Annotated in this window: 15 protein-coding genes; 5 read left to right on the forward strand and 10 right to left on the reverse strand. The window is 71.8% G+C overall.

The window, feature by feature from the left end; translation table 11 throughout:
• Positions 1–7 precede the first annotated feature (7 nt).
• The 7 genes from ACFXMF_RS05930 to ACFXMF_RS05960 all read right to left on the reverse strand — a co-directional run bounded on the left by ACFXMF_RS05930 (position 8) and on the right by ACFXMF_RS05960 (position 10,528).
• Entirely contained in the window at positions 8–2,200 is a 2,193-nt protein-coding gene (locus tag ACFXMF_RS05930; RefSeq protein WP_379988926.1) for a hypothetical protein, read from the reverse strand.
• A gap of 122 nt (positions 2,201–2,322) precedes the next feature.
• Positions 2,323–3,501, reverse strand: coding sequence for a DegT/DnrJ/EryC1/StrS family aminotransferase (locus ACFXMF_RS05935; protein WP_360309651.1), 1,179 nt, complete (start codon positions 3,499–3,501; stop codon positions 2,323–2,325).
• Positions 3,492–4,982: a hypothetical protein gene (locus ACFXMF_RS05940; protein WP_360309649.1), complete on the reverse strand. Its 1,491-nt coding sequence runs from the start codon at positions 4,980–4,982 to the stop codon at positions 3,492–3,494. The genes ACFXMF_RS05935 and ACFXMF_RS05940 overlap by 10 nt, the downstream gene beginning before the upstream one ends.
• 94 nt (positions 4,983–5,076) lie before the next feature.
• A complete protein-coding gene (locus tag ACFXMF_RS05945; protein WP_360309647.1) occupies positions 5,077–6,162 on the reverse strand; it encodes a GNAT family N-acetyltransferase in 1,086 nt (361 codons plus the stop codon).
• Positions 6,159–7,262, reverse strand: coding sequence for a glycosyltransferase (locus ACFXMF_RS05950; protein ID WP_379988927.1), 1,104 nt, complete (start codon positions 7,260–7,262; stop codon positions 6,159–6,161). Before ACFXMF_RS05950 ends, ACFXMF_RS05945 begins: the two co-directional genes overlap by 4 nt.
• Positions 7,262–9,184, reverse strand: coding sequence for a CpsD/CapB family tyrosine-protein kinase (locus ACFXMF_RS05955; RefSeq protein ID WP_360309643.1), 1,923 nt, complete (start codon positions 9,182–9,184; stop codon positions 7,262–7,264). Before ACFXMF_RS05955 ends, ACFXMF_RS05950 begins: the two co-directional genes overlap by 1 nt.
• A gap of 147 nt (positions 9,185–9,331) precedes the next feature.
• Complete coding sequence (locus ACFXMF_RS05960; RefSeq protein ID WP_379988929.1) at positions 9,332–10,528, reverse strand: glycosyltransferase; 1,197 nt, start codon at positions 10,526–10,528, stop codon at positions 9,332–9,334.
• 130 nt (positions 10,529–10,658) lie between these two features.
• Between ACFXMF_RS05960 and ACFXMF_RS05965 the strand changes: the two genes are divergently transcribed.
• The 5 genes from ACFXMF_RS05965 to ACFXMF_RS05985 all read left to right on the forward strand — a co-directional run bounded on the left by ACFXMF_RS05965 (position 10,659) and on the right by ACFXMF_RS05985 (position 16,570).
• Positions 10,659–11,783, forward strand: coding sequence for a glycosyltransferase (locus ACFXMF_RS05965; protein ID WP_379988930.1), 1,125 nt, complete (start codon positions 10,659–10,661; stop codon positions 11,781–11,783).
• A gap of 122 nt (positions 11,784–11,905) precedes the next feature.
• Positions 11,906–13,009 (forward strand): ABC transporter permease, encoded by a 1,104-nt coding sequence (locus ACFXMF_RS05970; protein ID WP_360309637.1) that lies wholly within the window; start codon positions 11,906–11,908, stop codon positions 13,007–13,009.
• Complete coding sequence (locus tag ACFXMF_RS05975; protein ID WP_379988931.1) at positions 12,999–14,219, forward strand: ABC transporter ATP-binding protein; 1,221 nt, start codon at positions 12,999–13,001, stop codon at positions 14,217–14,219. The genes ACFXMF_RS05970 and ACFXMF_RS05975 overlap by 11 nt, the downstream gene beginning before the upstream one ends.
• A 6-nt stretch (positions 14,220–14,225) precedes the next feature.
• On the forward strand, positions 14,226–15,497 hold the full coding sequence (locus tag ACFXMF_RS05980; RefSeq protein ID WP_379988932.1) for a glycosyltransferase family 4 protein: 1,272 nt from the start codon (positions 14,226–14,228) through the stop codon (positions 15,495–15,497).
• A complete protein-coding gene (locus ACFXMF_RS05985) occupies positions 15,494–16,570 on the forward strand; it encodes a glycosyltransferase family 4 protein (protein ID WP_379988934.1) in 1,077 nt (358 codons plus the stop codon). Before ACFXMF_RS05980 ends, ACFXMF_RS05985 begins: the two co-directional genes overlap by 4 nt.
• Positions 16,571–16,670: 100 nt before the next feature.
• Here ACFXMF_RS05985 and ACFXMF_RS05990 read toward each other — a convergent pair whose 3' ends face one another.
• The 3 genes from ACFXMF_RS05990 to ACFXMF_RS06000 form a co-directional block, all read right to left on the reverse strand.
• Positions 16,671–17,816 (reverse strand): glycosyltransferase family 4 protein, encoded by a 1,146-nt coding sequence (locus tag ACFXMF_RS05990; protein WP_379988935.1) that lies wholly within the window; start codon positions 17,814–17,816, stop codon positions 16,671–16,673.
• Positions 17,813–18,889, reverse strand: coding sequence for a GNAT family N-acetyltransferase (locus ACFXMF_RS05995; protein WP_379988936.1), 1,077 nt, complete (start codon positions 18,887–18,889; stop codon positions 17,813–17,815). The genes ACFXMF_RS05990 and ACFXMF_RS05995 overlap by 4 nt, the downstream gene beginning before the upstream one ends.
• A gap of 110 nt (positions 18,890–18,999) precedes the next feature.
• The gene (locus tag ACFXMF_RS06000) at positions 19,000–19,902 is read right to left on the reverse strand and encodes a polysaccharide deacetylase family protein (protein WP_360309625.1); all 903 of its coding nucleotides are present in this window, start codon (positions 19,900–19,902) and stop codon (positions 19,000–19,002) included.
• Between the last annotated feature and the right edge of the window lie 150 nt (positions 19,903–20,052).

Consider the following 20,052-nt stretch of genomic DNA (forward strand, 5'->3'; position numbering starts at 1 on the left):
CCCCGGCTCAGCCCGACCGCGAGCGCGTCGCGTTCAGCACCTCCACCGCCCCCGCCGCGTCGCCGATCGTCGCGTAGTCGACCGCGACGAAGTTCACCGGCCGCCCGCGCCGCGCCTCGCACGCGTGGGCCCGGTCGAGCACGTACTGCCGCGCGTTCACCCGCCCCGCGTCCAACCGGCTGCCGCCGCGGTTGGTGATGAAGTGGTTCAGCAGGAACAGTCGCTTGTCGGTGCCGCCGCGGTTGGGCTCGCAGGACATCTCGGCGGGGGAGGCGAACGCGAACGGTGTCTCCATGCCGTACTCGTAGAAATTGCGGTACCACGGCGCGGGACCGCTGCCGCGCTCGGCGAACACCACCAGGCGTTTGTCCGCGCGGACCAGATCGCCCAGTCGGGGCCACCTCGCCGCCGGATCCGGGGACGGCGTGTACAACAGCCGCTCCACGCCCGCCTCGCGGAACGCCTGCTCGGTCTGCTCGCCGGTGATGTCGTTCTGCAGAATCAGCGTCACCACCTCCCCGGGATTCCCGTCCAACCAGGCGCCGATCCGCTGCAGCGTGGGCGCCAACGGGACCGCCCCCGCGCGGCACAGCGCATGGCACAACCACAGGCCCGGGCGTGGCGGATTGGCCAGGTCGATCAGGCGCAGGATCTCGGCCTGCATGTCCGGCGCGAAGCTGGACAGGCTCAGTCGCGGCTGGACCTGATCCGGCAGCTCCCAGGTATAGGTGTCCAGTTGCAGCCCGCGCGCCCCCGCGTTGAGCTGCGCGATCGGGTCCGGGTCCTGGAGCGGGCCGATGAACCGGTCGGTGGTACTGGCCATCGCGTTGTGCGTGGTCAGGTAGGCCACCTCGTCGTAACGGCGCTCGCACAGCTCGATCGAGCCCAGACAGTGCGGCTCCTCGGTCCTGCCCGCCGCGACCGGGACCACCGTCGCGCCCAGGACCACGGTGGCAACCGCGAACACGCCCACCGTCGCGGCAATCGCAATCCGGTGCCGGGGCGGCAGGTTCAGCGCGCGGCGCGCGGCCGCCCGCCGCCAGCTCCACGCGCCCGCGACCAGGACCAGACCCAGGACCAGCGGGACCAGTGCGGCGACCAGGCCGACGCCGGTCAGCGACGAGATCGCGGCCTGCTGGACATCGCCCACCAGCGTGTTGACCGAGTGCGGCCAACTCGACGTGGGCTTGGCCGACACGTCGGGCAGTTCCGAGCGCACGAGCAGGACGAGCGCCCCGGCGAACACCCCGCCGACCGCGAGCGCCCACGCGATCGCTGGCACCCGGCGCGTCCAGGAGCGCGGCCCGGTGAACCACAGCAGCAGCACCGCGACGATGCCCAGCACGGTGGCCAGCGTCTGGACCGGACCCAGCGCGAGCCTGGTGAAACCGCGTGTGGTGGAGACGCTGCTCAGATCCAGGCCGGCGTGCTCCAAGTCGGGAAGCATGTCCCACTGTCCGTCGTCGGTACGCGCGGCCAGATCCGAACCGGCCGACCCGGCGCTGCCGCCCAGTACATACGGTCCGACCACGGCCAGCGCGCCCGCGATGTCGCCGGTCGCCAGCGCGGCGGTGACCTGGTCGCGCACCTGCGCCTCGGCGTCCGAGGGCACGATCGCCACCAGCGCGTCGGTGGTCGCGGCGATGCTCGGCCCGTCCAACGCGAAGGACGGGAAGTCGGCCGGGCGGCGCCCGGCGGCCAGGTCGTCCAGGGCGGCGTCCAGGCCGGAGCGGAACGCGCCGAAGTCCGCCGACGGCTTGCCCTGCACATTGGCGATCAGGTCACCGAGGTAGAGCTCGGCGAGATCGCCGACGTTGCCCAGCACCGGGCGCAGGTCCACGGTCAGCCGCAACACCGATTGTTCGCCGCGCAGGTAGCCGATGGTGTTGGCGATCTGTCGGTCCACGATGCCGCGCAGGGTCGCGGGCGGCAGCACGCTCTTGAGGTTGGCGGTGATCACCGACGACGGCACCGGGATCCGGGCCAGCAGGTCCCGGGTGACCTGTGCGGCCGCCGGGTCGACCAGGACCTCGTCGTACATCCGGTTGTAGGCGCGCTCGTCGTCCAGGGCCGCCTGATAGAAGGCCCGGTTGAGCACGGTGCTGCGGGCGGTGCCGGCGGCCGTGAGCACGACCACCGCGAGCACGACCACGATGCTCGCGGCCACGCGCAGCACGATCAGCCACCGGCCTGCCACCATCTCCCGACCGTCGCCCCGCCCGCCTGGCCTCAAACGCCGGCCGGGCCGAATTCAGCCCGACCGCGAGCAGGTCGACCGGCCCGGCCGAACCGACCGCCATCGGCCCGGCCGGACCCTTCGGGCTAGCCCGCCGCCCGTACGCCGTCGGCGTGCTCGTGCACGCGGGTCACCGCGTCCGCGACCCGGCGCACCGTCGGCTCGTCCATGTGCGACCACAGCGGCAGCGTCAACACCCGGGACGACACGTCGTCGGTGATCGGCAGCGCCCGCGAAGGCAGATGCGCGTACGCCTTCTGGCGATTCACCGGCGGGTGGAAGTAGCGGCGCGAGTCGATCCCGTCCGCCTTCAACGCCCGGGCCAGCGTCGGCACGTCCAGGCCGAAGGCGTCCGGGTCGACGATCAGGGTCAGGTCCTTCCAGGTGGACACGTCGCCCTCGGCTAGCGCCGGCAGCCGCAACCCCGGCACGTCGCGCACCGCGTCCGCGAACACCCCCACCAGATGCGACCGGGTGGCCACCCGCTCCGGCAGGCCCCGCAGCGAGACCAGCGCGAGTGCCGCGTGCAACTCGGACATCCGCGCGTTCAGACCCGGGAACAGGCAGTCGTAGTCGCCCGGGTTGCCGTACCCGCGGCCCAGTCGGCACGCCTTGGCCAACTCCTCGTCCCGGGTGGCGATCAGCCCGCCCTCGCCCGCGATCACCACCTTCGTCGGGCTCAGCGAGAACACCTCCGCCGCGCCGAAGCCACCGATCGGCGTACCCGCTCGCCGGCTGCCCAGCGCGTGCGCCGCGTCGTAGACGATCGGCACGTTCGCGTCGGCCGCGACCTTCGCCAATTCATCGACCCGACACGGCGTTCCGTACACGTGCGTGGCCATCAACGCGGACGCGCCCGACTCGGCCAACAGCGCCGCCGCGTCGGCCGGGTCCAGGGTCAGGCTGTCCGGGTCCACCTCGGCGAACACCGGAGTCGCCCCCGCCCAGTGCGCCGCGTGCGCGGTGGCCGAGAAGGTGAACCCCGGCATCGCCACCGATCCGCGAGCCCCCAGCGCCTGCAACGCGAGCATCAGCCCGCTGGTGCAGTTCGACACCGCCACCACGTACGGCACCTCCAACTGCGCCGCCGCGGCCTCCTCCAACTCGCGCACCGTGGACCCGTCGGTCAACTGACCACTGGTCAGGATCGTGTCCAGCCGTCGTGCCAACTCCTCCCGCTCGGGTACCTGCACGCGCGTCAGCGGCAGCCCCTCCGCGAACATCGCGTCCCCACCCAGAACCGCCGGCTTGCCGGTCACCGCCATGCCCCATCCCCCCTGGATTCACCGGGATACCCCGGACTGGTCGAACTCGTTTCCCCACCCGCGGCGTCGACCGCCGGGGCCGGCTGCTGCCGCCCCGACGTCCGTCGCCGCCTGCGTTCCGAACTCCCGCCCTTGTCGGTCTCGGTGCGATCCGGCTTCGACACCGCGAGCAACACCAGCACGAACGGGAACACCTGGACCCGTTCGCGGGTGAGGATGCCGAAGTTGCGGATGTTTGCGAACGCGAGCGCGAACACCAGCGTGTAGACGATCACGAAGGCGACGTAGGGTCTTCGGATCAGCAGGCCCGGAATGCGTTTCAATCGGGGCAGCGCGACCACGAACAGGCCCATCAACACGACCCCTTCGAGCGACGCCACCAGCGCCTGGATGTTGTGCGCCTCGAACGGGAACGGCCGGAACAGCACGGTCACCAACGACTGCGGAAGCGCGGCGGGCGAAATGGACAGCGCCGCCGAATCGTCCACCGCCTGCGCCGAACCACCCTGCGCGGTCTGGGTCTGGGTCTTGGCGATCACCTGATTGGCCTGCGCGGCCCCGATGCCCGGCGTCCCGAAGAAGGTGCCCACCTGCTGGAGCGCGAGCACACAGCCCACGCCGAGCACCAGGATCCCGAAACCGGCCCGCAACGGCCCCAGCGCGGACGCCTGTTGCGGTCGATTGCGCAGCAGGTAGCCGACACACAGCCCGCACAGCAGCAACACCGTCACATGCGGGCGCACCATCGTGGTGCCCACCGCGCCCAGGATCAGGAACACGAACGCACCACGCCGACGCACCAGGAGCAGCGCCACACCATAGGCGGCCAGGCCCAGCGTGAACATCATCCAGGTGTCCTTGCCGATCCCGGACGGCCAGAACAACAGGGACGGCAGGAAGAACAACAACTTGCCGTAGCGGCGCCGGTCACCGTCCGGATACGCCACGTTGAACGCGCGCCAGAACAGATACAGGCCCCAGAACCCCAGCCACGAATAGACCAGGTAGCCGGCCAGCAACGACTGCCCGACGATCGCGTACACGATCCCGGTGACGATCATGATGAAGCCGGTGCCGATCACCTTGCGGCCGATGTCCACGGTGAAGTCGCCGTCCCGGAAGTGCGGCGCGATGGCCCGCCCGACCAGGTCGTAGGTGGCCGCGTCGGCGCGGCCCTCGTAGAGCACGAAGGACATCCAGTACCGGGCGAAGCACGCGAGCAACTTGGCCACCAGCGCGCCGATCACCAACCGCCGCACCCACGGTGGCTCGTCGCGGGAGAACCGGGACAACAGCGGCACGCTGATGGTCAGCAGCAGCGGGAAGACGATCAGCGCGCCCCACGTGTCGTACGGGCGATACTCCATCGCCCACGCGAACACCGAGCAATACAGACCGACCGCGGCGAGCGCGAGCAGGGAACCCCACGGCAGTCGCGACGGAGGCACCCACCGGGTGTACGGCGCAAGACGGGACGACAACGGAGCTCCTTGCGGGACGGCGTACCTGTGCGGCGTCGGGCGGGCGGCGAGGGGAGTCGGCTGTGGACCGGCCCGGGGGCTGCCCGCCGGATGGCTAGAAGACCTCCAAGTCCCCCAGGGAGAGCTGCCACGAGCGCAGGTCGTGGACGTCGATCGGATGCGGGTGCACGGTCCGCGCGACCAGCAGCATGCCGGTGCGCGGCGGTGTGGCGTAGCCCGCGTAGCGGGCCGCCCGCGCCGCCTCGGAGCCGCGCGCCAGATGGGTGGCGACGTGGTCGCAACCGGACATGGCCACCCCGGAGAACAACTTGCGCGCGGTGTCGCGGTCGCCGGGGCGCACCACCATCTGGGACAGCGTGAACTCGACCAGCGGACCGCGCAGTCGCGGCCGGCCGAACACCACGCCGGTCAATTCGCCGTTCTTGTACGAGGCGACCACCCGATAGTCCAGGCCCGGCGCGTCGCCGTAGCGCCAGCGCAGGAAATCGCCGGTGAGCGCGGTGCGCAGCTTGTCGTGCCCGATCGCCGCGTCACCCGCGTCCGCCTCCGCGACCAACTCGTCGAAGCCCACCGCGGCCTTGGGATCGGAAAAGAACTGACGAGCCGTCGGGAAGCGGCAACGTGCCGCCGGGTCCACCTCGTTCCAGGACTGCGAGGTACCGGACAGATCGCCGGTGGCACGCAACTCCTTGAGGCCGCGCGCGAACGCGATCGGCCGGATCGGGTGCAGCGACACCGGCACCTTGCCGACCTCCTGCCAACCCATCCGCAGATAGCCGGGCAGGCTGTTGCCGTTCGGGGTGTTGAACACCAGCGCGGTGTCCGCCTCGATCCGCGTCAGCAACTCGGTGGTCAACCGGCGGAACAGGCCGCGGCCCTGGACATCCGGGTGGGTCGCGGTGTCCACCGCGCGCACCGCCCGGATCACCTCGCCGCCGAGCACGAACTCCCAACGCAGGAAAAGCCGTACCGCGACCACCCGGCCGGCCGCCTCGGCGACCAGGCCCGGACTGGCGCCGAACGGGTTGTCCCGGTGCTTCCAGCGGAAGAACTCCGAGGTGCGCTCACCGGTCGGGCCACCCGACAACGCGTCACCGAGCAGCGCCAACACCCGGGGCTCGTCGTGCTTGCCCAACTCGCGGACGGTGAACGGCGAACCGTCCCGCTCCGGTCCACTCACCGCGATCCCTCCAGCACCCTCGCGTACACGTCCTCGATCCGCCGCTGCGCGCCCGCGACATCGAACTCGTCGGAGCGCTTGGCCGCGGCCTCGCCGCACGCGCGCCGGCGCGCCGGATCGTCGGCGAACGCCGTCAACGCCCGGGCGAAAGCCGCCGGATTACCGGCCGGCACCACCGTGCCCTCGATACCGTCGGTGACGATCTCCGGCATCCCGCCCACCGCGGTCACCACCGACGGCAGACCGACCGTCATCGCCTCCATCAGCGAGACGGGCAACCCCTCCTGCCGTGAACTCAGCGCGAACACGTCGAATCCGGGCAGGAGCATGGGCACGTCGCCGCGCGAGCCGGCGAAGACCACCGCTCCCTTGAGGTCGGGACGACTCGCCCGCTCACGCAGCGTCGCCTCCAGCGGGCCGGAACCGATCAGCACCAGCACCGCGTCCGGATGCCGGGCCCGCAGCAGCGCGTGCGCGTCGAGCAGGCCCAACTGGTCCTTCTTCGGCGTGAAGTTGGCCACCGTGCCGACCGTGAACGCGTCCTGGTCCAGGTCCAGCGCCTGCCGGGCCCGCTCCCGCGCGCCCGGTCCGGCGAACGCCTCGCCCAGGTCCGGGCCGTGGTGGATCACCGTCGGCGTGGTCCCGCGCCGCAACCGGGTCGTTCGGATGCTCTCGGCCACCGCGCCGGAGACCGCGATCACCCCGCTGTTGCGCCGGTAGGTCCAGGCGTTGGCGATCCGGGTCGGTCGCCGATAGCGCGGCCACATGTTGTGCTCGGTGTGCACGAGCGGCACGCCGCGCGAGAGCACCCGCGCGGCCACCGCCGGGACCGGCATGTGGGTATGGATCAGGCCGTAGTGGCGCGCCCGCAACAGGGCGCGCAACCGCAGCGGCCAGGTTCGGCCGCCACCCAGGCAGTGCACCGTGATGCCCAACTCCCGCAGGTTCGGCACCAGCGCGTCCTTCCACGGCAACACGTAGGCCACCTCGACCTCGTAGCGTTCGCCGTCCAGGTGTCGCGCGCAGTTGACCAGCAACTGCTCGGCGCCACCGCGCCCCAGACCCTTGGCGAGCCACAGGACGCGAACGCGGTCACCCATCAGCGATCCTCCGAGCCGAGTTCGACGGTGGACCACGTGTCGAAGTGCGGTCCGAGCTGCGCACCGTCGCCGGCGCCGTTGTGCAACGCCCGCTCCGTCGCGGACTGCACCCGGAATCCGGGGTCCGCCGAGTCCGGCGTCGAGGCCACCGGTTCGGCGCGGTGCGTGCCCCGCCCGCTCGGGGTCGACTCCGGCTCACCGTCCGTGAGTCGGCCGCGCTTGGCCCAACTGGGCGCGGGTCGCTCGGCGTCCTCGTCCTCGACCGGGCTCGGGGCGCTCGAGCGGCCACGCAGCACCAGGCCCGCGGTCGAGCCGATCCGGCCCACCGCGCCCACGCGCGATCCGCGCTTGAGTCCGCCGCCCATCGAGCGCTGCGGGTCCACCCCGAGCAGCACCACCCCGGCGATCGGCACCCCGGTACGGGTCAACAGCTCGCCCACCCGCGAGGCCTGATCGGCCGTCAGGTTGCCGCTGCGGGCCACCACCAACATCGCGTCGGCGTGCTGCACCAGGTCGTTGGTGTCGTTCGCGTACAGCAGCGGCGCACTGTCCACCAGCACCACGTCCGCGTGATGCCGGGCGCGTTGCACCACCTCGCCGGCGCGCAGCAGCAGCGCGGCCGGGTAGGCGGCCGGCGCGCCGGCGGTGATCACCCGGACGTTGGGGATGTTCGTGCCGCGGATCACGTCCTGGAGGTCGATCTCCTGCTCGGCGAGCAGCACCTCGGACATGCCCTTGCCCGGCTTGGCGCCCAGGTACAGATGGGTGGCCGGAGTACGGAAGTCGCAGTCCAGCACCAGCACCGAGCGCCCCGCCTCGGCCAGCGCCGCGGCCAGGTTGGCCACCGTGCTGGTGCGCCCGTCGCCCGGCCTCGGTGAGACCACCAGGATCACCGGCGCCGGGTCGCTGATCCGGCGGACGGGCATCGCGGTGGCCCTGGTCTGCCGCGGATCGGTGCCGCTGAGCCGATAGGCCAGCCCGGGCGGCCCGGACAACAACAGCGCCGAACGCAGCGTGCGATACGCCTCCGCGACCGGGCTCTCCGGCCGACCGGCGACCAGCACCGCGTGGCCCGCGCGCTGGCGCCGGGTCGCCCTGGGTACCTCGGCGATCACCGGGAGGCCGAACGCGTCCTCCAACTGGATGCGCCCGCGCAGCCGGACGTCCATCCGGTCCACCATCAGCGCCGCGATCAACCCGAGCGCGAGCCCGAGCGCCGCCGCGAGGCCGATCCGCAGCGGACGCGAGGTCGGCGCCAGGATGCTCGTGGTGGAGTCCGGCGTGCTCTTGAGGCCGTCCATCACCTCGACCTTGGGGTCGTTCAGCGGGTTGATCAGCTCCTGCTGTTGGCCCACCAGCGTGGTGTACTGGCCGCGCTTGGCGTCGAACTCGGCCTGGAGCGTGGCCTTCTTGCCCACCGGCGCGTTGGTGGTGCTCTTCTCCAGACCGTCGATGTCGGTCTTGAGCTTGTCCAACTGGGCGGTCATGCTGTCCGCCTGACCCTGGCGGGTCTTGCGCTGCGAGTCGCCGAACGCGGCGACGGTCTCCTGCGCCCACGCGGTGGCCAGATCCTCGGCCGCCTTGCGACTGGGTGCCTTGGCCGCGATCTGCACCAGCCCCAGGTCCGGGTTCAACTGCGAGGTGACCTTGGCCGCCAGCACGGCCGGATCCGGGTTGTTCAGCCGCTTCGCCACCCGGCGGGCCACCTCACCGCCGTCCGTCATCAGTTGTACCGGAGCCAGATTGAACTCCTTCGCCGAGTTCGGCGCCGGCACCACGTTGACCGAGCTGGTCCACTGATTGCCCGTGCCCTTGGGGTCCGATGGCGTCAGGATCAACCCGGCGAGCAGTCCGATCGCCAAACACGCGAGTACCAGCGGCCAACGGCGCTGGAGAACGGAGAAGTAGCTAGAGGTTTCCACCGGTCCCCCTCCGGTTCGAGTTGCCGCCCTGCGAACGGACCGCGGGGCAGGCCAAACGTAGAGCACTCGCGGTGTCGATCGGTCCCGGGACTGTGCCGGAAGTGTGGAGATTCCGTCGAGATCCCGACGGGTGTGTTCGGGTGGCCGTCACCGCACCGGACCTGACGACACGTCACGGCCGGCTCTGGGGTCGATGGCCCGGGCATAGAACGCGACCATCCGGTCGCAAACGCTGTCGATCGTGTACTCCTCGCCGAAACGTCGACACGCCGCTTCCGTGCGCATCGCGGTCTTCTCCCGCTCCGTCAGGGCGGCAACCAGCGCCGTCGCCAGTGCCTCGGGCGAGTTCGGCGGCACCAACGCCGCACAGTCGCCCGCCCCGGTGATCTCGCGCACCGGGGGCAGGTCGCTGGTGACGATCGGCGTCCCCACCCCCATCGCCTCGATCAGCACGCTGCCCAACCCCTCCCAGCGCGAAGGCAGCACGAACACATCGGCCGCGCCCATCAGATCGGGCACGTCGTCACGGTGTCCCAAGAACCGTACGGGCTCCGCCGCGCCGGCGGAATCCCCGATTCCGCCTGTTTCGGCCGCCAATCGGCGCAGCGACTCGGTGCGGCTCCCGTCCGGTCCGGCCAGCAACAGGACCGCGTCCGGGACCTCGTGGCGCACCCGGGCGAACGCGGTGATCAGCACGTCCAGACCCTTTTGGTACTCCTGCCGGGCGGCCGTGACCAGGACCGGCACGTCCGGCCCCAGCCCCAGCGCGGCCCGGGTGGCGTCGCGGCGATCCCGGGCGGCGGCGAGCAGTTCGCGATCGCGTCCGCGCGGCACCACCTCGATCCGCGAGCGGCGCACCCCCAGTCGGCGGGACATCACACCGGCCACGTGCTCGGTCAACGCGTGGAAACGGCGCACGCCGCGCGCGCTGGCCGCGTCCAGGCCCTGGGCGGCCCGCAGTTTCCACGGCCGAATCCCGGGCTGGTCGCGCATCTCCGCACCGTAGGAGGTGTTCACCAGACTCGACACCACCGGAACGCCGGTCGCCAGCGCGGCGATTCGTCCGGCGATATCCGCCTCGTACAGGGTCGTGTGCACCAGATCCGGACGGCGATCGCGGATCACCCGGGCCAGTCCGCGTGCCGAACCCGCCCGCGAACCGCGATGCACGCCGAACAACGACACCCCGGCCTCGGTCAACTCCGGTTGAAATCCGTCCAAATCCAAGAGATACGCGATGTCCAGCGTGATTCCCCTGCGGATCAACTGCGGGGCCATGGCCACCGCCGCCCGCTCGGCCCCACCGACTCGATCCACGCTGTCGATCACCTGGAGCACGTGCACTGCATCACCTCTGCCATCCCCGCCAATTTGCTCGGCAAGTCGCCGACACCAGGGCGCCCCCACCCCACACGGCTGAGCATGTCATCGATACGCCCCCGGCGGGGCGGGATTCGTGACAACCTGTCACCTCATGGGGACACCGACGGACCGGCGTGCGGTCCTGCACGTCGTGACCGACCCCCGACGCCGGGGATCACAGGCATTCGCCCACGACTTGGACGTGGCGCTGCGCGAGCGTGGTCGGGCGTCGTCGATCGTCGCGCTCGCGGGTGTCGGCGAGTTGGACATCCCGGTGCTGGGGCCGGGCCGGTTGCACCCGCGCACGTTGCGCGCGCTGCGCCGGCGGGCGGCGGGCGTGGGCCTGGTGATCGCCCATGGCTCGACCACGCTGGACGCCTGCGGGATCGCGCTCGCGGGCGCGGGCACGCCGTTCGTCTACGTCAACATCGGCGACCCCCGGCACTGGGCCAAGGACGCGCTGCGGCGGGCCCGGGTCGGGCTGATGTTGCGCCGCGCGACGGCGATCGCGTCGGTGTCGCCGATGGGCCGGGAAGTGCTGCTGCACACCTACCGGTTGGCGCCGGAGCGGGTGCGGGCGATCCCCAACGGCCGCCGACCGGAACGATTCCCGCCGCCGGACGAGAGCGATCGGGCCAAGGCGCGTGCCGAGTTGGGGCTGCCGGCGGAGGCGACGGTGCTCGCGGTGGTGGGCGCGTTGGCCGGCGAGAAGCGGGTCGCGCTGGCGATCGAGGCGTTCGGCCTGCTCGCGGGCACCGAGCCGGCGAGCGTCGGGGAGCCTCCGCAAACCCCGGACCACCGCCTGCTCGTGGCCGGGGAGGGCCCCGAACGGGCCGCCCTGGAGGCGCTCGCCGAACGCCGGGCGCCGGGCCGGGTCACCTTCACCGGCAACCTCGCCGACCCGGGTCCGGTGTACCGGGCCGCCGACCTGCTCGTATTGTCCAGCACCAGCGAGGGCGTCCCGGGCGTGCTCGTCGAGGCGGGCCTGAGCGCGGTCCCGGCTGCGGCGACCGATGTCGGCTTCGTGCGCGACGTGGTCGTGGACGGGGTCACCGGCGCGCTCGCCGACGTCGGTCCCGGCCCCGGCGACCCGCGGGCGCTGGTCGCCGCGATTCGCCGGGTGTTGGCCGATCGGGACACGATGGGGCGTGCGGCCAGGGCCCGTTGCCTGGAACGGCACGCGATGGAGACCGTGGTGGACGCGTGGATCGCGCTGCTCGACGAACAGCGCCGATGACGCCGCAGGACCGCAGGGTGGGGAAGAAGTAGGGCGGGAGCGTCGAGTTCCGTACGGCCGAATGCGACTCGTGGGGAGATCGCATGTGCCAAGGTTGTTGTCGAACCAGGGAGGGGGAGTCCGTGGGGGAGTATGTGGGGGGTGCCGTCGGCATGCCCGGCGACGGCATGGGCCGGGTGGGCCGGCATGCGCGGCCGGGCGGCAGTGTCGACGAACCCGCCGACCACCGAACACACGTCAACGGAGCGCCCATCACGGGCCACGGGGGAGCGACCACGCCGACCATCGACAGTCGCACCGGTACCGGACGACATGCGGCGCCCATGGCGGGCGTCGGCAGCGGAACCGGCCGGATTGCCGCAGCACAGGCACCCGACCCCGAGATCAAGGGACCACCGCCGGAACTCAAGTTCAAGCGCCGCACCAGCCTGATCCGCGGCATCCGCGAGTTGTGGCACTCGCGCGAACTCGTCCGCACCCTGGCCGAGCGCGACCTCAAGGCCCGCTACAAACAAGCCGTTCTCGGCTTCGCGTGGGCGGTGATCACCCCCGTGTTGCTGATGCTGGTGTTCACCGTCGTCTTCCAGCGGGTGGGCAACCTCAGCGAGACGGCGCACAAGTACGACGTGCCCTACCCGCTGTTCAGCTACCTCGGCCTGCTCCCGTGGACCTTCTTCATGTCCTCGGTGACCCAGGGCTCCTCGTCCCTGGTGTCCAACGGGCCGCTGCTGAACAAGGTCTACTGCCCGCGCGAGGTCTTCCCGTTCGCCACCGTGATCGTGGCCACCGTGGACATGCTGATCGCCTCCTCCGTACTGGTCGTGCTGTTCGCGGCGTACACCACGCCGCCCGCGGCGACCAGTTGGGCGTTGCCGATCCTGCTGCTCATCCAATTCGAGGTCACCCTCGGGGTGGTGCTCGTGTTGTCCGCGGCGGTGGTCTACTTCCGCGACATCCGACACGTGTTGCCGCTGCTCATGCAGATGGGCATGTTCGCCACCCCGGTCGCCTACGGGATGGACCAGATCACCAAGGACTGGCTGCTGCCGTACGTGATCTGCAATCCGCTCGCCGCCGTGATCGACGGCTACCGACGGTCGATCCTGTACGGACAACAACCCGACTGGGAACTCACCGGCGCCGCCGCCGGATCGGCGACCGTGCTCCTGATCGTCGGATACAAGATCTTCAAGAAGCTCGAAGCGGGGATCGCCGATGTCGCCTAGCCCGACGACGACCAAGGCCCCGGTCAAGCCGGGCACCCTGCCGCTGGGCACCATCCGGGCCGAGCACCTGTGGAAACGATTTCGCGCGGACAGTCAGCGCATGCTCCTGCGGGACAACCTGGGCCGCATCGCGCGCAAGATCTCCGGCCGCGACCAGGCGGACTGGCGCTGGGCGTTGCGCGACATCGACATCCACATCGACCCCGGCGAGGCGGTCGGCCTGATCGGCTCCAACGGGTCGGGCAAGTCGACGCTGCTCAAGATGCTCACCGGGGTGATGTACCCCTATGCCGGCCGACTCCAGGTGCGGGGTCGCGTCGGCGCGCTGATCGAGGTCCGAGCGGGCATCCACCCGGACCTGACGGGACGTGAGAACGCGTTCCTGTACGGATCGTTGCTCGGCCTCAAGCGGGCCGAGGTGGCCAACCGGTTCGACGACATCGTGGACTTCGCCGAGTTGGGCACCGCGATCGACCGGCAGGTCAAGTGGTACAGCTCCGGCATGCAGATGCGACTGGGCTTCGCGGTCGCCGCGTTCCTGGAACCGGACGTGCTCCTGGTCGACGAGGTGCTCGCGGTCGGCGACGCGCTCTTCCAGCAGAAATGCCTGGACCGGATGCGGGTGGTGCTGGAACAGGGCACCACGCTCGTGCTGGTCTCGCACGACCTCGCCTCGGTCGAGTCGATCTGCACCCGCGGCATCTGGCTGGAGCAGGGCGAGATCCGCACCGACGGCCCGATCCGGCAGGCGCTGCGCGGATATCGGGACAGCGTCGAGGAGGAGACCGAGGCGCGCACCCGCACCGACGAGGCGATCCGGACCACCTTCGTGGACGTGCGCGGCGTGGACACGGCCGGCCCCACCACCAACCGGTCGATGGTGGTCGAGGCGGAGTTCACGGGCGACCATCGCGGACCCGCCACGGTGCATATCGGGGTCACCGAGGGCACCGCCAGTCCGGTCTTCACCACCCGCCGGGACGTGCAGTTCGGCCGAGCGGGCAACCGGGTCAGGTGCACCCTGGACCGACTCCCGCTGCCACGTGGCCGATACGCGCTGTGGATCGGCGTCTACGACCGGGACGGGCACCCGCTGACCACCTGGCATCCGGCGAAGCAGTTCGACGTGGCCGGCCCCGAACTGGACACCCCGCCGCGCGCGGTGGTGCTGGCCGCGCCGGTCTACGTCGACCACACCTGGGAGGGGTGACCGACCGTGCGCATCCTGGTGTGTCCGCACGACATGCAACTCGGCGGCAGCTCGATCAACGCCGTGGACCTGGCCCGCGCCGTCCGCGACCTCGGCCACGAAGTGTGGGTGATGGGACGTCAGGGCCCGCTCCGGCAACGGGTAGCCGCCGCCGGACTGCCGCTGCTCGCACTCCCTGAACGGGCCCACGTGCGGCCCTCGCCCGCGGTCTCCCGGACCATCGCGGCGGCGGTGCGTCGGCATCGGATCGACGTGGTGCACACCTATGAATACTGGCCGCTCGTCGAGGCGTTCCTCGGCGCCTTCGTGCCGCGCGGCACCCCGGTGCTGGGCACCATCATGTCGATGGGCAGCCTGCCCCCGTACTTTCCGCGCACCGGCGTGCCGCTCACCGTGGGCTACGGCGAGTTGTACGAGGAAACCGGCGAGTTGCGCGGCCTGGAGGGTGCGCGAGTGCACCTGCTGGAGCCGCCGGTGGACACCGCGATCGACCACCCGGTCGGCTCGGCGAAGGCCGACGGCACACCGGAGGTCGACGTCGACGCGTTCGCCGCCGAACACGGACTGCTCAAGCCCGCACCCACCGTGGTGGTGGTGTCGCGGCTGGCCCGGCACCTCAAACAGGAACACCTGGAACGCACCATGGACGCCGTCGCCCGGTTGTCCCCGGACATTCCCGGGTTGCGCCTGGTGATGGTCGGCGGTGGCTCGATCGAACGCGAACTCCAGGCCCGCGCCGCCGACCACAACGGCAACCTGGGTCGGCGCGCGATCGTGCTGACCGGCGAGCTGGCCGACCCGCGCCCGGCCTACGCGCTCGCGGACGTCGTGGTGGGAATGGGCAGTTCGGCGCTGCGCGGGATGGCCTTCGGCAAACCCACGGTGGTGGTCGGCGAACAGGGCTTCAGCAAACCGGTGACCCCGGAGACGATCGGCGACTTCGACGCGCTGGGCTTCTACGGCCTGGGCGCGGGCCGGGTGCCGGTCGAGCAGGACCCGCTGGTCGGCCAACTCACCGCGCTGCTGCGGGATCAGGCCGAACGCGAGCGGATCGGCGGCTGGGCGTTGGACCTGGTGCACGAGCGCTTCGCGCTGGAGAGCCAGGCCGGCCGGTTGGTCGAATGGTACGAACAGGCACGGCTGGAGCGGCCGGTGGCGCGCGGCCGGGTGGGCGAGGCGGTCCGGGTCGGCGGGCGGCTGGTGGGCTTCAAGGCCGGGCAGCGCGGCCAGGCCCTGCGCCGGCGCACGCGCGGCGCGCGTGGGGCCACGACGGGATGACCGGCTCGACCGGCCTGACCATGCTGCACGTCGGGGCGTTCTCCGGCTCGGTGCCGGCGCTGCGCCGGGCGCTGGCGGAGCGCACCGCGGTCGAGGCGCACGACCTGATGCCGCTGGCCCGCGCGCCGGGTCTGGCCGGCGCCCGGTTGCGGGCCGTGCGCGAGGCGCGCCGGGCCGGGCCCGGGACGCCGTGGACCAAGACGCACGCCTGGACGGCGGCGCTGGATCGCAGGGCCCGGGCGCGAGGTCTGCTCGGCCCGCACCGTCCGGTGCTGATCGTGCAGACACTGCCCGCGCTGGTGCCGCCGGCGGGGGTGCGCTACGGCGTCTACACCGACCGGGTGGGCCTGGAGGGCGCGGCGGTCGGCGGCATGCATCGATCCCGCTTCACGGACGGGTGGTTGGCCCGCGAGCGGCGCCTGTTGTCGGGCGCCCACCGGGTGTTCGTGATGGGGCCGAGCACGGCGGACGTGCTGGTCACCGAGTACGGGCTGGCCGCGGACCGGGTGCACGTGGTGGGCGCGGGCACCAACGCGGGCCCCGCGGCGGCGGATCCCGGTCCGCGTGCGGCGGATCCGCCCCGACTGCTGTTCGTCGGTACACAGTGGGAGCTCAAGGGCGGCCCCACGCTGCTGGAAGCCTTCGCGCGCCTGTACGCGCGCGACCCGCGCCGGACGTTGACCCTGGTCGGCAGCGGCCCCGACGGACCGCTGCCGCCCGGCGTGCGGGCGTTGGGCCGGGTGCCGCACGCGGCGATGGGCGCGGCCTACGACGAGGCCGACGCGGTGGTGATCCCCACACACATGGAGGCGTTCGGCATCGCCCTGGTCGAGGCGCTGACCCGCGGCCTGCCGTGCGTGGCCTCCACGGTCGGCAACCAACCGTGGATCGTGGGCGACGCGGGCATCGCCGTACCGCCGGGCGACGTGGACGCCCTGACCGAGGCCCTCACCCAACTGAGCGCCGACTACCCGACCTTCCGTACCCGAGCCATCACCCGCGGCGTGGAACTGCGCACCACGATGACCTGGCCCGCGGTCGCCGACCACATCCTGACCGAACTGTGCCCTTGACCGACCCCCGTCGTCCCACCCATCGAGCGGCCTCGAACGCCGGCCGGATCGATCGGTAGCAGTCCGGCCGGCGCTCGGGGCCGAGCCGCGCCCTCGGCGCCTAGCGGCGGCGGTGCGCGGCGCGTTCGTAGACCTCGGCGAAGCCGTCCAGCATGTGCCGGCGGGTGAACCGGCCCAGCACCCGCTCCCGGCTCGCCGCGCCCATCCGGGCCCGCAACGCGTCGTCGGTGAGCAACTCGCGGCACGCCATCACCAGCCCGCCGCGATCACCCGCCCGCAACAACCGCCCGGTGACCCCGTCCGCGACCACGTCGGTCACCCCGCCCACGGCCGTGCCGACCACCGGTACGCCCGCCATCATCGCCTCGGCGACCGCGAGCCCGAAGCCCTCGTAGTGCGACGTGGACAGGAACAGGTCGGCCGCGTCGAAGGCGTCGCTCAGTCGCGGCAACGGCGGGACCACCCGCACGTGCTTGCCGACGCCCAACTCCTCGATCAGCGCCGCGATCTCCGGTTCCTGACGACCGATCACCAGGAACACCACCGGCGGACCGGCGTCGCCGAGCTTGCGCACCACGTCCGCGCCGACCCGCACCATCAGCGGGATGTTCTTCTGTGTCGCCCGACCGACCCCCACCACCACGCGTGCCTCGTGCGAAATGCCCAACTCGGCGCGCAACGCCGGCCCCGCCGCCGGATCCGGCTCGTGCACCGGAACACCCAACGGCACCAACGGGATACGTTCCGGCCGCCACCCCAGGATCGCCGCGGTCGCATCCCGGACGTGTGTCGAATGCGCGAACGGGCGGAAACCGGCCGCCTTGACCATGCCGACCTCGATGCCGTTGGTCAGCCGGGAGTGCAGGCCGTCCTTGAGCGGCTCGTGCACCTCCAGCACCCTGGGCGTCCCCGGCGAGCCGAGCGCGGACGGCAGCGACAGCCGAGCCGTGCCGCTGTGCGCGTGCAACACGTCCGGACGCAACTCGCGCACCCGCGAGGCGATCCGCAGCCCGAGCCGAATCTCGTCCTGCGGCCGGGTCGGCCCCTCGTGGTCGAGCGCGTGCACGGTCACGTTCGGCCCCAACTCGGCCAGCCGGTCCTCCTCCCAGGCCGGCCGGGCGATGATCGCGTGGCACTCGAAGCGCTCCGGGTCGAGTCCGGCCAGTACCTGCCGGCTCACCTGCGGGATGCCACCGCCGACGCTCAGCCGCCACACCACGTGCACGAGCCTGATGCGATCCTTCACGCTTCCCCCCGAACCGGCCGCAGCCGGCGATCCCTGACCCGGCGAGCGGCGGACTTCGCGCCCAACAGCGCGCCGCCCGCTCCCCGGGCCACCAGCCATGTCGTGTCGTATCGATCGGTCGCACCGAATCGGTGCTTGAACTCCTCGGCCCCGCGCAGGAAGTCGAAGGTCCGCACCCCCCGCTCGGCCAGCGCGGTGAGCGTCTCGTGGAACAACACCGTGCCCAGGCTCGCCTTCGCGTAGGCCGGATCCCAGCCCAACTGGTAGTAGGCGAAGGTGTCCTGCCACAGGAACCCGTACAGGATCCCCACCGACCGGCCCTGCGAATCACGCGCCACCAGCGCGCACGGCCCACGATCGGCATCGGCGCGCGCCGCGAGCGCCGCGTGCAACGGACGCCGGGTCGCGTCGAAAGCGCTCGACCCACCGATCGCCTCCCGACGCAACCGGTGCAGCCGCAACAGGTCGTCGAACAGTTCGGGGGTCATCGCGTCGGGTGTCACCCAGTCGAAGGTGATCCCGTCCTCGGCCAGCTTCCGAGCCTTGCGCCGCACCCCCTGTCGATGCCTGGCCGAGCCGAGCGCGTTCGGGTCGGCCGGCATCACCGGACACGCGGTGCGCTCGATCTCGCGGGCCCCGGGCGGCAGGAACGGATCGCCGGTGGCCGCGTCCAGGTGCGGGAAGACCATGCTGCGCCGCCGGGCGAGCGAGGCCAACCAGGCGCGTACGTCCTGGTGTCGGACCGGATCGACGGCGAACCCGCAGTGGTCCGCGGCGCCCGGCCCGGTGCCCAGCAGCGTCCAGCTCAATACACCGCCGGGCAACCGCGGATGCAGCCGCTCACGGGCGCGCAGCAGCGGTACGACCGCCTCCGCGGCGCCGTCCTCGGCACGCCACACCGCCACCACCGCACGGCCGGCCTGCTCCCGACCCAGCGACTCGCTCCAGCCCAACACCCAGTCGGGCGTGGTGAAGTACGACGTCCCGGGCGTCGCGGCCACCAGCGCGCGCCAGGACGGGACCAGCGCCGCCAACTCGCCGGGCGAGCGCAGCAGCGTGGGCAGAGCAAGCACGGTGATCTCCCTGTCTCGTCCGTCGAGCGCGGTCGGGTCCGTCGACCGGAGTCGGGTTCTCGACCGGATCCGCGCACCATCGGCCCGAACAACGCGCCGATTCAAGCAGGTCAATGCCCGCCGCGCAGCGAATGCAGGGCCGGATGCAGCCCGGACAGGATCGTCGCGAAGCGATCCGGGCGGGTATTCGACCCGACCCGCAGGCGGGAGATCCGCAACGGGTGGTCCGGCAGCCTGGGTCCGAGCCGATGATCGAAGAGGAACCCGGTGCGGTAACCGAGTTCGACCAACAACCGTTCGGTCCGCACGTCCCAGTTGCCGTTCGGATACGCGAACGAACTCGGCGCGCGACCGAGCAACCCGGTCAACCGCTCGTGTGCCTGGACCACTTCGTCCCGCACGTCGGCATCGGTGCACCGGTCGAGCAGCGGGTGGGTCAGCGAATGGTTCTCCACCCGCACGCCGCCCGACTCCAGCGTGCCCAGATCCGCACCGGTCAACTGGGCGGTCCGCACCGGTTCGTGGCCCTCGCGCAGCGCCGCGAGCAGGCGCAGTCGCCGCTCCTGCGGCACCGTCTTCAGATACGCCACCCACGCGCCCGGCGAACGCTCCGGCTCGCCCGCCACCCGCGCCCCGGCGGCGACCAACCGGTCCGCCTCGTGCCACCAGAACGGCGTCGCCGAGTCGATCGCCGAGGCCACCACATAGGCCACCCCCGGGATGCCACGCTCGCGCAGCAGCGGCAAACCGTGCTCCAGGATGCTGCGTTCACCGTCGTCGAAGGTCAGCAACACCGCCTTGGCGGGCAACGCGCGGCGGGTGGCCAGCGCCGTCTCCACCTCGTCCAGGGACACCGGGCGCGCGATCCGGCGCAGCCGGTCCAACTGGCCCGCGAACGTGTCCGGATCCGCGATCCCGTGATACCCGAGCACCGCGAGCCGCAGCCGGGCGCGCCGCGCGAACCACACCTGCGCCGGAGAACGCCGCAACAACGCGTCGCCCCCGGACCGCACCGACCCCACCATCGAACCGCCCACCCAAGCCTCCCCAGCCCCGCGGCGTCGTTGCCGGAACCGTAACAGCGGGGTCACCTCCCGTCAGCCGGTCGCCGAACGCCGTCCACCGCCGGTCATCCGCCGTCCGCCCACCGGCCACATCGGGGC

The organism is Embleya sp. NPDC059213, from assembly GCF_042754445.1.
Classification (GTDB): domain Bacteria; phylum Actinomycetota; class Actinomycetes; order Streptomycetales; family Streptomycetaceae; genus Embleya.

Bases quoted from the DNA above. Each gene is read 5' to 3' on its own strand.
- ACFXMF_RS05930 (WP_379988926.1), bottom strand. From the start codon at position 2,200: ATGGTGGCAGGCCGGTGGCTGATCGTGCTGCGCGTGGCCGCGAGCATC.
- ACFXMF_RS05935 (WP_360309651.1), bottom strand. From the start codon at position 3,501: ATGGCGGTGACCGGCAAGCCGGCGGTTCTGGGTGGGGACGCGATGTTC.
- ACFXMF_RS05950 (WP_379988927.1), bottom strand. From the start codon at position 7,262: ATGGGTGACCGCGTTCGCGTCCTGTGGCTCGCCAAGGGTCTGGGGCGC.
- ACFXMF_RS05965 (WP_379988930.1), top strand. From the start codon at position 10,659: ATGGGGACACCGACGGACCGGCGTGCGGTCCTGCACGTCGTGACCGAC.
- ACFXMF_RS05975 (WP_379988931.1), top strand. From the start codon at position 12,999: ATGTCGCCTAGCCCGACGACGACCAAGGCCCCGGTCAAGCCGGGCACC.
- ACFXMF_RS05985 (WP_379988934.1), top strand. From the start codon at position 15,494: ATGACCGGCTCGACCGGCCTGACCATGCTGCACGTCGGGGCGTTCTCC.